This is a genomic window from Parabacteroides faecis, assembly GCF_014647375.1.
GTDB lineage: Bacteria > Bacteroidota > Bacteroidia > Bacteroidales > Tannerellaceae > Parabacteroides > Parabacteroides faecis.
This window is the reverse complement of sequence record NZ_BMPB01000003.1, coordinates 25548-39101: the sequence shown is the minus strand read 5'-3', so window position 1 is coordinate 39101 and position 13554 is coordinate 25548. Positions and strand designations below refer to the sequence as shown.

Genomic DNA, 13554 nt, shown 5'->3' with positions numbered 1-13554 from the left:
ATTGACAGTTTAGCTTCGCGCTCGATAAATAAATCGGCTGAAAGCCGAAATAGCTGTCACTTGTCACTTGTCAACTGTCAACTAAAATAATAAACAAGTTACGCCATGAATAAAAACAATTTCTTAAGTGCGGCTCTCTGTCTTTTGGCTGGTGGATTGGCTATTGCCTGTTCGCCGGTGAAGGAGGAGAGGGTTGCAGAAGAACTATCCCAATATGTGGAGCCACGTATCGGGACAGCCCATTGCCGTTGGTTCCATTTCACGCCGGGAGCTTATCCTTTCGGGATGGCAAAGCCTGCCCCGTCGACCAATGGGCATCTGGGGAATAACTCCGGTTGGGAAGCTACCGGCTATGATTACCGGGATACTTCGATCGAAGGTTTCCCCTGCTTGCATGAATTTCAGGTGGGCGGCATCGTCCTGATGCCTACGGTAGGCGAGTTGAAGACTGTCCCCGGTGCCGTGGATGATTCTACCGGAACCGGCTATCGTTCCCGTTTCGATCATTCGGAAGAGATTGCAACGGCCGGCTATTATTCCGTTAACCTGCAAGATTACAATATCCGTGCAGAACTGACCGCTACGCCCCGCGTGGCTTTCCAGCGTTACACCTTCCCGGCATCCGACGAGAGCCGTATCCTGTTCGATATCGGTAACAGGCAAGGAGAGAGCGGTGCTGTGAAAGATGCCTCCGTCACCCTGAACGAAGATGGTACAGTGGAAGGCTGGGTAATCACTATGCCGGAATACGTAAAGAAATATCAACCCGGAGCAGAAGTTCCTCTCTATTTCTTCGCCCAACTGGATAAACAGCCGGAAGGTTACGGTACATTTGCCGGAGAGAAGATACAGCCGGACACCCGACATATTTCAGGTATCGGATCAGGTTTGTACCTCACTTATAAAACGAACGAAGGCGAAAGCATTACGGCTAAGGTTGGCCTCTCGTACACATCCGTAGCGAATGCCCGCCTGAACCTGGAGGCAGAAGCACGTACATTCACCTTCGACCAGGCGAAAGAAGCCGCCCATCAGCAATGGGAAAACTACCTCGGACGCATCCGGGTAGAAACTCCGGTGAAGGAAGACAAGGTGAAATTCTACACCGGCCTGTATCATGCGCTGTTAGGGCGTGGGTTGGCGAGCGATGTGAACGGAGCTTATCCCCGCAACGACGGCAGTGTCGGACAAATTCCCGTGAAAGACGGCAAGCCGGTACATAATCTGTATAACACCGATGCAGCCTGGGGTGCCCAGTGGAATCTTTCGCAGGTATGGATATTGGCTTATCCGGAATATGCTTCCGATTACATCAGCAGTCATTTGCTGGTTTATAAAGATGCCGGATGGCTGGCGGACGGTATTGCCAACAGCCGTTACGTATCGGGTGTCGGCACGAACCTGCTGAGTACGATTCTGGCAGGCGCTTATCAATGCGGCATCCGTGACTTTGATGTAGACCTGGCTTATGAAGCATCCCTCAAAAATGAACTCGATGGTACGGACCGTCCGCTCGGTGCCGGTAAGGTCGATACGGACATGTTTCTCAAATACGGTTATGTCCCCCACCAGGATAAAGGCGACGGACCGGACGAAGCGTTTATGTTCTCCGCTTCCCATACTTTGGAATATTCTTATAGTGCCTGGGCCGTTGCCCAATGGGCAAAGAAGCTCGGTAAGACGGAAGATTACGATAAACTGATGTGGTTGTCCAAAGGCTGGGAACGTATCTATGACCCTTCGACCAATTTCGTACGCCCGAAAAAGGCAGATGGACAGTTCATCGGTGATTTCAACCCGATGCAGGTCTGGCGCGGTTTTCAGGAAGGAAACGCCTGGCAATACACGTTCTATGTGCCTCAGGATCCGGCAGGACTGGTCAGCAAGGTCGGTGCGGATGTTTTCAATCAACGCCTGGATAGTATCTTCACTGTTTCCCAAAAGCTGATTTTCAGCGGTGGTACGGAAGTCGGTGCTTTTGCCGGTCTGCAAACCCTGTATAACCAGGGTAACCAGCCTTGCTTGCATATCTCCTGGCTGTTCAATGAAGCCGGACGTCCTTCGCTGACCCAAAAATGGGTACGTGCCATCCTCGATGAGTTCTATGGTACGGACGGAATTCATGGCTACGGTTACGGACAGGATGAAGATCAGGGCCAGTTAGGTGCCTGGTATGTGATCGCTTCACTGGGAATGTTCGATGTGAAAGGCCTGACGGATTCATCGCCGTCTTTTGCTTTGGGCAGTCCGGTATTTGACAAGATAACCATCCGACTCAACAATCGATATTATAAAGGAAAAGAGTTTGTTATCGAAGCAAAGAACAACAGTAAGGAAAACGTCTATGTGCAGCAATACCGCTTGAATGGCGAGGCATATCCTGCCACCCGTATTCCTTTTGAAACAATCACTGCCGGAGGTCGTCTGGAGATGGATATGGGCAATCAGGCTGTGGATGATTACAAATAAAGAATATATACCATGAATAAACAAAATTCAAAAGCTATTTACCCCATCCTCTTCGGATTCTTTGTGATGGGCTTTGTCGATGTAGTAGGCATCGCTACCAATTATGTAAAGGTAGACTTTGCCCTCTCCGATACGCTAGCCAACCTGATACCGATGATGGTGTTCCTGTGGTTTGCCCTGTTCTCGATCCCGACAGGTATCCTGATGGGGAAAGCCGGGCGGCGCAATACTGTTGTGATAGCGTTGGCCGTTACCACTCTGGCCATGTTGCTGCCTTTGTTCCTCTACGATTTTGCTTCAGTCCTGCTGGCTTTTGCTTTGCTGGGTATCGGTAATACGATCCTTCAGGTATCGTTGAACCCGATGGTCGCCAACGTCGTCAACCCGGATCGCATCACCAGCGTCCTGACTCTGGGGCAGTTCATCAAGGCCATCTCTTCTTTTCTGGGACCGATCATAGCGGGAGCCGCCGCCTCTTTCTGGGGTGACTGGAAACTGATTTTCGCCGTCTATGCAGCAACGACACTTGTCTCTACCGTCTGGTTGATCTCGACCATTCCGGGAAAGGAAAAACTGGAAGAAGCGAAGGCTACTTTTGGAACGACGTTATCTCTTTTCAGCGATAAATATATAACCTCCTTGTTCCTGGGAATTCTCTTTATAGTCGGCATAGATGTCGGCTTGAACACGACCATTCCCAAACTCCTGATGGAGCGTACCGGCATGGCTCTTTCCGAAGCCGGATTAGGAACCAGCTTGTATTTTGCCGCCCGTACAATCGGTTCGTTTGCCGGTGCTTTCCTGTTGGCGAAACTTTCGGCAAGCCGTTTCCTGAAATACAGCATGTTTGTCGCCATCGTGGCGTTTGTCCTGCTGTTGGCGGTTCCCGACACATGGAGCATGTTCGTGATGATCGTGATCGTGGGACTGGCTTGTGCGAATGTCTTCTCGATCATCTTCTCGTTTGCCCTTCAGCATAAACCGGAGCGTGCGAACGAAATATCGGCCCTGATGATCATGGGAGTATCCGGCGGTGCGCTGATCACTCCGCTGATGGGGATTGTTGCCGACGGTTTCGGGCAGGTTGCCGGATTATCCATTCTCCTGCTCTGTATCCTTTATATTTGTCTTATATCTTTTGGAATCGATAAAAAATAGATGCTTATGAAAACACTAAAGACCTTATTTCTGGCAGGATTGGCATTGTTCGCTATGTCGTCCTCCGTATGGAGTGCTTCGACAGCGCCTCCGGCGATCGAAACCCACCTGTTCCCAGCCTTATATAAAACAGCGAAAGGCCCGGTGCAGAAAGTACGGGTAACCGTGAAGCATAGCGGTGCGCCTGTTACTGCTACGCTTATGTTGGGAGACCAGTCGCGAAAGGAGAAGTTGAATGATGGCGCTAACCAGTTCTTTTTTGAGATACCGGCTGTACAGTCCGTCGTGCAACTACCTCTGACGGTAATGATTGGGAAAGAAAAAGAGTCTGCTCAGGTAGAAGTGAAACCTATCCGCCATTGGCAGATGAATATGGTACAGCATACCCATACGGATATCGGTTATACCCGTTCGCAGACCGAGATTCTGGCGGAACACCTCCGTTACATCGACTATGCGCTCGACTATTGCGATGCAACCGACAATTACCCCGACTTCGCCAAGTTCCGCTGGACTTGCGAGATCGCTTGGGCTGTCAGTGAATACCTGAAATGCCGTCCCGCCGAACAGATCGCCCGGCTGAAGAAACGGGTAGCGGAAGGACGTATCGAGCTGGCCGCCATGTATCTGAACTTCGACGAACTGCCGGACGAACAGACATTGGCTGCCTCTTTGTATCCCCTGAAACAATTCCGCGATGCCGGTTTGAAGGCGGAAGTCGCTATGCAGAACGATGTGAACGGTATCGGCTGGTGCTTCAGCGAGTTCTTTGCCGACGCCGGTGTGAAGTATGTCAATATGGGAACACACGGCCACCGTGCCCTGATCTGTTTCGATATCCCGACCGTCTTCTGGTGGCAGTCTCCTTCGGGAAAGAAGGTGCTGACCTATCGTGCCGAGCATTATAACCAGGGTAACTTCTTCGGTATCCATACCGATAACTTTGAACAGTTTGAGGAACGCGTTCTGAATTATCTGGGAGAGATGGAAGCGAAAAACTATCCGTACGATATCGTTGCCGCCCAGCACTCCGGTTATTTCACGGATAATTCGCCTCCTTCGACCAAGAGTTGCGAGATGCTGATGAAATGGAACGAGAAATACGAATGGCCTAAACTCCGTACGGCCGTAGCCAGCGAGTTTATCAAAGAGGTGGAATCGAACTATGCCGATAAGATACAGACCATCCGTGGCGCATGGCCCGACTGGTGGACCGACGGTTTTGGATCCGGAGCACGTGAAGCGGCCATATCTCGTATCACCCATTCGGATATTATCGCCAATCAGGCAGGATTATCTTTTGCCGGTATGCTCGGAGCCAAACTCCCCGCACAGATAGACGACCAGATATACGATATCAACAAAGCGTTGTTGTTTTATGACGAACATACGTTCGGTTACAGTGAAAGTGTACGTGATGCCTATTGCAAGGAGACCTGGGAACAACGTTCCCTGAAACAGTCGTATGCCTGGGAGGCTTACCGCCATTCCGGCTTGCTGGGAGAGGTGACGATGGGATTGCTGCAGTCTTTCGTGCCAAAAGCTGAATATCCGTCTGTTGCCGTCTTCAATACCTTGAACTGGACGTATAGCGGCATTGCCAAAGTTTATATCGACCACCAGATCCTGCCGAGCGAAAAGGCATTCGAGATAGTGGATGCTTCGGGCAATGTCATTCCTGCCCAACCGGCAGAAAGCCGTTCGGACGGAACGTACTGGTCTCTTTATGTAAAAGACGTACCGGCTCTGGGATATGCGCAATATTATATTAAGGTAAAAGATGCTCCCCGTGCAGCTATACAATCAGCAGAGAAGCTGGAGAATGCGCATGTGGAAAATTCCTGGTATTCCATCGACTTCAATCCGCGTAAGGGCACTATCAGCAAACTCTTCGACAAGGAACTGAACAAGGAACTGACGACGCCGAATGCAGAGTGGGAGATGGGAGAGTTCATCTATGAGATCATCGACAGTCGTCATCCGATGGAACAATACCGTGCCCCGCAATTCCTTCGCCGCCGTCCGGAACGGATCCGTTTCGAACGTTACGAGAAGGGTGACATCTGGGATACCTACCGTTTCCGTGGCGAGACGGTTGCTGGCCGCGAGCCGAACAACCTGATGGTGGAGTTCCGTGTCTTCAACGTGACCAAGAAGATAGAAATCGTTTACCGCCTGCGTAAGAAAGCCGTTACCGATCCGGAGGCTGTTTACATCTCTTTCCCGTTTGAAGTCAACCAGGGTAAGATTTTCCTGGATGTTCCCGGCGGAAATATTCAGGCTGGTGTAGACCAGATACCCGGATCATCGAACGACTGGTACACGGTCCAGAACTTTGCCACGGCACGCAACAGCGAGTCGCAGGTTGTTATGGGTAGTCCGGAAATCCCTTTGATGCAGTTCGGTGCGATCAATACAGGACGTTATAAAGCCGGCGCCGTTCCGCAGTCCACCAATATGTATTCCTGGCCGATGAACAATTATTGGGTAACCAATTTCAATGCCGACCAGATGGGCGAGTTGCAATGGAGCTATTTCATCAACTCCGATAAGGACAACTCTCTTGGCTATGCCACCCGTTTTGCCTGGGAGAACCGTATCCCGTTCCTGACCCGCGTATTGCCGGCTGGTGCCAAAGGTTCCAAGGTCATCTCGCCGGCCTCTGTCTTTACGATTACCCCTGCCAACCTGTTGCTGGTAAACATGAAGCCTGTTGAAGGAGAAAAGGCCGTCATGCTCCAGTTGCGCGAGGTGGATGGGAAACCGGCTACCTTCGCCGTTACTTCCGATAAGGTCAACTTCACGAAAGTGACGGTTTGCGATGTTGTGGGAGACCCTGTAACCGGAAACGGAACGACAGACTTTGCTCCGTGGGAGAATAAGTTTATAAAGTTATCCTGGTAGTCTCGGATGAAAAAAATAGAGCATGCCGCTTATGGAAAGATTCTTCGGAAGGGAAGGCTTTTCATAAGCGGCATTTCTTTTTACCTCTCCTTCTCTGTCGTTTGATAAGGAAATATTTCTTACCTGAACTTTATTGCGATGAAAGTATCTTTTATATCTTTGTCGTGGCAATAACATTCATGTCTATGAGTTTTTATAAAAACAAGTAATTCCTGAGATAAAAATGCAAGTGGAAAATACAGATATTTTGCTGAAAGATGTACGGAATAATTTTGACAAAATCTATGTGATGTATTATTCCCGTATGTTTCGTTTTGCAAAGGAATATGTATTGTTTGATGAAGATGCGGAGAATATAGTACAGGATGTTTTCCTCCTGTTATGGGAGAAGAGAGAGGTGCTGGATATACAGATAAGTTTGGTTTCTTATCTTTTCGCATTAGTCAAAAATAAATCCCTCGATTATCTCAGGCGCAAAGTCATAGCAGACGAATATAAAGAGGAGCTTAGTGCAAAACTGGCATCTTTGGAATCACTGAATTATTCTTTTACTTCGGATGAAGAGATAGAACAAATACTGATGACTGCTATCGATAAACTTCCCGAACGCTGTCGCCAGGTTTTTCTTAAAAGCCGTATCGAAGGGAAAAAGAACCGTGAGATTGCCGACGAACTTGATTTATCGATGAGTACCGTAGAGAACCAGATGACCATAGCCTTACGGAAACTACGCATAGAACTAAAGGACTACCTGCCTTTATTACTCTTCCTATTGGATGTTAAATAATATTTATTTGCATACTGGCTTTGGGAGTAAATGGAGTTTGAAACGCTCTCCCTGTATACAAGCTGGAAAATGCACTACTTAATAACTAAATATTTTGAAGGAGAAATAACCGCAGAAGAGAGAAAGCTGTTATTCTCAATGATTCGGACGGATGCGAAAGTCAGAAAAGACTTCTCTTCCGTGCAGAATCTGTATGCATTATCCTCTTGGTTACCGAAAGAAAATGATGAATTGGATGCCGTCGATAAACTGGCAGGTTTCAAACAGGCTCATTGCAGGAAGAAACATAATCCGGTACCTTTTATGAGACATGTGGCAGGCTATGCCGCAGCCATCTGCCTGACTATCCTTTCCACCTGGATAGTGTTGGACAACCGACAGTCTCCGGAAGAGCATATTGCTTATGAAGAGTTCTCCATACCTTCCGGCCAGCGGGCGATGGTAAAGTTACATGACGGGACGACTGTCTGGTTGAACGCCCGTTCTACGCTCCGGTATCCGAATCGTTTTACCAGCGGAGAGCGTAAAGTGGAATTGGACGGTGAGGCCTTTTTCGAGGTCGAACATGACGAACAAAAGCCATTTGTCGTATCGACTGAAAAGCTGGATATAAAAGTGTTGGGTACAAAATTCAATGTATTTGCCTATAAAGGCAGGAATGAGTTTAATACGGCATTACTGGAAGGTTCGGTCAAAATATATGAACGGGAAGACGAGGCTAAAGCTCTGTTTATGAATCCTAACGAATGTGCCGAATTAAAAGACAATAAATTAGTAAAACGTCCTATGGGAAATACCGATTTCCTGCTGTGGAAAGAGGGAATTTATGCATTTGATGACGTCCCGTTTGAAGAAATAATAAAGAAACTCGAACTGTATTATGATATCGGGATAACGGTCAGTAACAGCAAGCTTATGAAATATAAATTCAGTGGGAAATTCCGGCAGCGCGACGGGGTGGAAAGTGCACTCCGTACATTGCGGAAAGTCTATTATTTTACGTATATGAAAGACGAAGAAAATAATAGCATAATAATCAGATAAAATAGAGAGATCATCAAATATGTTTAACCTTTAAATTATTTATTGCCTATGGAAGTATAAAGAAGAAAAAACGGCCGAAAGACGTTCCCGCATCCATTCGGCCGTCTGCTAACACGTAATCAAAAATAATTAAGTATTAACAAGTAAACAATACAAAGTTATGAAAAAAGAACCGAAAATTCTAAATGTTATGAGAATTTCAGCCATTCTGCTTTCCCTTTGTGTATTCTCTTCCTTTGCATCGAAAACAAGCTCGCAAAACGTGAAGGTGAATATCAGTGGAAAGACTATGACTATTGCGAATTTTATAGACCAGGTCGAACAACAAACCGACTATCTGTTTGTCTATAGTAAGAATGAAGTAGATGTGAATAAAACCATTCCTGTAAAAGCCGGCAACAGAACTGTCGCCCAATACCTGAATGATGCTTTTGCAGGCTCGGAAGTGAAGTTCGCTTTTGAGAATGATTATATCGTATTGACGAAAAACAGCCTGCCCTCCATCAAACAGCATGGTAAAAAAGTAACCGGTTCGGTGACTGATTCGTCAGGAGAGCCTATCATCGGTGCCAATGTGGTAGTAAAAGGAACGACCAATGGAACGATTACCGATGTCGACGGAAAGTTCTCGCTGGAGATACCGGATAAAGCAGTATTGGTAATTTCTTATATCGGTTACCTCACCCGTGAAGTCCCGGTGAACGGCCAATCCACAGTTAGTGCGGTATTGGCGGAAGACACGCAGGCACTGGACGAAGTGGTCGTTGTAGGTTACGGTACGATGCGTAAATCGGATGTAACAGGATCTATCGGAGTTGCGAAGGGGGAAGAACTGACGAAGAATCAGAACTTCAGTGCGTTGGATAACCTGCGAGGTAAAGTATCCGGTGTCAATATCTTTTCAAACTCCAGCCAGCCGGGAGCCTATTCCAACCGTGTTATTATCCGTGGTATGGCGACTATCAATTCATCTTCCGAACCGTTATATGTAGTGGACGGTGTCGTGATGGAGGATTTCGGATTGGTTAATCCGAATGATATCGAATCGATGGAAGTACTGAAAGATGCTTCTGCCGCAGCGATCTACGGTGCCCGTGGTGCGAATGGTGTCATTATGGTAACAACCAAGCGCGGAAAGAAGGATGGCGAAGGAACAGCCGTGAGCTATCAGGGATCGATCAGCGTTAGCCATATTGCACGTAAAATGGACCTGTTGAATTCTCAGGAATGGTGTGATACCTTTATGAAAGGATTGGAAAATGAAAACACTTACATGGGAAAGAACTGGTCTCTGGATCGTTCCTACTGGTTCCACGACCGTAATTACTTCGATGAGAACGGTAACCCGTTGTACGATACGGACTGGCAGGATGAAGCTACCCGTACAGCCGTTTCACACAACCATCAGATAAATATCCAGCAGGCAGGTAAGAACTCTTCTATGGGTGCTTTCCTGAATTATACCGACCAGCAAGGTATTGTAAACAATACGTATAATAAACGTCTGAATGCTAAGATCGCCTACGATGCCAACCCGACCCCGTGGCTTTCTACAGCCGTGAACCTGTTGGTTAATCATACTTGGGGACGTTATACTCCGGAAGATGGCGGCGGACAGGATGCCCGGCGTACAATGATCGAGATGGTTCCCTGGTTGCCGGTATACGATGCCAACGGCGATTATACGACCAGCACCACTTCTCTGACGGAAAGTAATTATTTCGGTTTGGAGGGTATGTCCAATCCGGCAATGATCCTGGACTTGCAAAAACGTATGCGTTATAATACGCAGATATTCGGTAATGCCGCCCTGACATTCCATTTGATGGACGGTCTGGACCTGAAGACCCAGTTCGGTATCGACAGCCATAATGCGACATACAGAGGCTATTCTTCTATTTCCCTGAATAACATCTCCATGCCTAACGGTTGGGCTGAATACCAGAACTGGAATTCTCTGTACTGGCAGGAAGAAACTTATCTGACTTATAGCAAAGTTTTCGGTCAGCACCGCATAAATGCAATGGCGGGATTATCCTGGCAAGAACGTACGCAACGTTGGAACAAGTCTCGTACGGAAGGGTTTGCCGACGACTTTTATGAAGACAACAACATGGCTGTCGGAACCAATCCGAGCAGTCCGGAATCGAGTTGGGAACGTTGGGCTATGAACTCCTATTTCCTGCGTTTGGCTTATACTTATAAAGATCGTTATTCGGCAACGGTAACAGGACGTGTCGACGGTTCTTCCAAGTTCGGAGATAATAATAAGTATGCCTTTTTCCCGTCAGCAGGTCTGGCATGGAATATTTCGCAGGAAGATTTCCTGGCGGACAGCGAGGTGATAAGCAACCTGAAGCTGCATACCAGCTACGGTCTGACAGGTAACTCGGAAATCGGCCCGTACAACTCTTTGGGTAAGACAGATGCCGGAACGCACCTGATCGACGGTAAACGTGCTCCCTGGTCTTATATCAAAACCATGTCGAACCCGGATTTGAAATGGGAAAAGACAGGACAGTTTGATATCGGTTTCGATATCGGTTTCTTCCAGAATCGCCTGAACCTCGATATTGCTTACTACAATAAGAAAACGACCGATCTGTTGCTCGATTGTCCGGTTCCTCACTCTACCGGTTTCAGTACTATCTTTAAGAATATCGGTTCTGTAAGGAACCAGGGTATGGACCTGATGGTGAATGCCACTCCGGTGCGTAGTAAAGATTTCACCTGGAACTCTGTTGTGAACCTGAACTATAACAAAAATAAAATCCTCGCTTTGGGTGATACCGATGCCGATGTGTACCTGTATGACTGGGTAGGTGGCGGAAGTATCCTGCGTGTAGGCGAAAGTATGGGTAGCTTCTATGGCCTGGAACGTCAGGGCGTTTATACTATAGAAGATTTTGAAGCCGGTAATTGTGAAAAGAGCCAGGTTGGCCGTGCAAAACGTTCTTCCGAAAAGACCATCATCGGTAAAGGATTACCTGATTGGACCGGTAGCTGGATCAATAATCTTTCTTACAAGAACTTCGACCTTACACTCGACCTGCAGTTCGTTTGGGGCGTTGAGACACTGCAACGTTTCTTCCACTCGACTTACGACCGTTTCGGTATTACCAATGGCCTGAAGAATATCCTTTATGATGCTTACGACGGAACAAATCCGGGAACCATGCAGCAGATGATCTATCTGCAGAGCGCCGAGCATAACGGTGTAAAACATGCCGGTCAGGATACTACAACCGATTCGCAATGGGTTGCCAACGGTTCTTATCTGCGTTGTAATATGTTGCAGATCGGATATACTTTCGATAGCAATGTCGTTAAGAAGATCGGTTTGTCCGGTTTACGTCTGTATGCAAGCGGTAACAACCTGTTCCAGATCGTTTCCAAAGATTTCCTGGGCTACGATCCCGAATCGACATCGGAAACCAGTTCGACTGATAAAGGAGCCGGTAAGTTTGGTCAGAACATGACGTTTTTCTCTTACCCGAGAGCAAGAACATTCACTTTTGGTGTTAATGTGACTTTCTGATTCATTTAACTTATTAAGACGATTAAAATATGAAAAAGATACTAACGACCGCGATTTTATGTGCCGGACTGTTCAGCTTTACGGCATGCAGTGATTTTTTGGATGAGAACCCCAAAAGCCAGCTGACTACTGTGGGGTATTATACAACGGAAGCACAGGCTCTGGCAAATGTCAATTATCTGTACCGCACAGGGGCCATTCGTCAGATAGCCTCCGCTCCGAGTGCGTATGTAGGAAGTTTCGCCTCTATTACCGGATTACTGACCGGCTATTTCCTGAACAGTTACGAAGGACAGGAGATCGTGTGTAAATATTCCCGTGAGTTGAACCGCCAGCAATATACCATGCAAATATCCGGTACGATGGACGGGATATGGGATGCCTGTTATAAGGCCATCAATGTCTCTAATGCCGCCATCAAAAGTATTCCGGATATCAAGATGGAGGAAGCCCTGTCCAAAAAACTTATCGGAGAGGCGAAGTTCTTCCGTGCCTTCAATTATTTTTATCTGGTAAAGACCTTTGGTGCCGTACCGTTCTATACGGAACCGTATGTTACTGCCGAAAACATGGAACTGGATCGTACGGGTGTGGAAACTATTTATGCCCAGATCGAGACCGACCTGAAAGAGGCGGCCGATGCACTGCCGGCGGCTAAGTTTGCGGATAATTCCCACAGGATCACTAAATATGCGGCAGCTATGATGTTGACCTCTGTGTATATGCAGCAAGGTAAGTATGCAGAAGCAGTCCCGTATGCGAAGATCGTAATCGATTCCCCGCACAGCCTGGCTACGAATGACGACCTGAAGATGAACAGTGCCTTCAACAAACTTCGTTCGACCGACGATCTGGATGAAGTGATCTATGCCCAGGAGTATGATAATGCGGTAAATACCAGTGACTGGTTCCCGACTTATGCCTTTAATTCGAGTGCCGTTTCCGTATTCGGAACTTATTCGATCTTCGAACGTGTCTATGGTCCGACAGACGAATTCCTGAATGTATACGAAAAGAACGACTTGCGTATCCAGCCGAACCAGTTCTTCCATTGGGAATACACCAATCCGAATACAGGGGCGACATGGTCTTCCAAGAATGCGGGCTGCTGGTATTATTACGACGAAGACGCTTTGCTTAGTACCGGTAAAGGAACGAAAGACTGGAATGTCTACCGGTATGCCGAAGCATTGCTGGACGGAGCCGAAGCTATCGCTCAAAGCCAGGGAGTAACGGCCGAAGCAGCCGGTTACCTGGCACAAGTGCAGGCACGTGCCGATATGGAAGGTAAAACGGCTGATCAGATCGCTTCCGAATTACAGAAATTGTCGAAACAAGCCTTTATCGAAGCCTGTTGGACCGAGCGTTTACGTGAGTTCCCGCTGGAATATAAGATATGGGATGATTGTGTGCGTACAGGTAAATTCCCTGTGATCTCCAAAACTGAGGCCGGCCGGATCGATTATGTCAACCTGGTGGGGGCACAGAATGCTTCCGGTGCGACATTTAAGGAAACCGACCTGTTGTGGCCGATCTCTGTAAATGAGATGCAACGTAATCCGAGTCTGACCCAGAACCCCGGTTATTCTGCCCAGTAAAAGATACTAGCAATGGATAAAAAGTGTTTTTAATTTAGTCGATCATTTTACATGTC

At 47.5% G+C, this 13554-nt stretch carries 7 protein-coding genes; all 7 read left to right on the top strand.

What is annotated here, in order from left to right; translation table 11 throughout:
• Positions 1 to 105: 105 nt before the first annotated feature.
• Positions 106 to 2469: a GH92 family glycosyl hydrolase gene (locus IEY67_RS04610; RefSeq protein ID WP_183669517.1), complete on the top strand. Its 2364-nt coding sequence runs from the start codon at positions 106 to 108 to the stop codon at positions 2467 to 2469.
• 12 nt (positions 2470 to 2481) lie between these two features.
• Positions 2482 to 3627: an MFS transporter gene (locus IEY67_RS04605; protein WP_122352455.1), complete on the top strand. Its 1146-nt coding sequence runs from the start codon at positions 2482 to 2484 to the stop codon at positions 3625 to 3627.
• 6 nt (positions 3628 to 3633) lie between these two features.
• Positions 3634 to 6531, top strand: coding sequence for a glycoside hydrolase family 38 N-terminal domain-containing protein (locus IEY67_RS04600; RefSeq protein WP_183669519.1), 2898 nt, complete (start codon positions 3634 to 3636; stop codon positions 6529 to 6531).
• A gap of 223 nt (positions 6532 to 6754) precedes the next feature.
• A complete protein-coding gene (locus IEY67_RS04595; protein WP_122352456.1) occupies positions 6755 to 7318 on the top strand; it encodes an RNA polymerase sigma-70 factor in 564 nt (187 codons plus the stop codon).
• A 69-nt stretch (positions 7319 to 7387) separates the two neighbouring features.
• The gene (locus IEY67_RS04590) at positions 7388 to 8362 is read left to right on the top strand and encodes a FecR family protein (protein ID WP_122352613.1); all 975 of its coding nucleotides are present in this window, start codon (positions 7388 to 7390) and stop codon (positions 8360 to 8362) included.
• A 160-nt stretch (positions 8363 to 8522) separates the two neighbouring features.
• Positions 8523 to 11900, top strand: a complete 3378-nt coding sequence (locus tag IEY67_RS04585; RefSeq protein WP_122352457.1) for a TonB-dependent receptor — start codon at positions 8523 to 8525, stop codon at positions 11898 to 11900.
• Positions 11901 to 11929: 29 nt separating this feature from the next.
• Positions 11930 to 13498 carry a RagB/SusD family nutrient uptake outer membrane protein gene (locus IEY67_RS04580; protein ID WP_183669521.1) on the top strand — a complete coding sequence of 523 codons (1569 nt, stop codon included), beginning with the start codon at positions 11930 to 11932 and terminating at the stop codon, positions 13496 to 13498.
• Positions 13499 to 13554 lie beyond the last annotated feature (56 nt).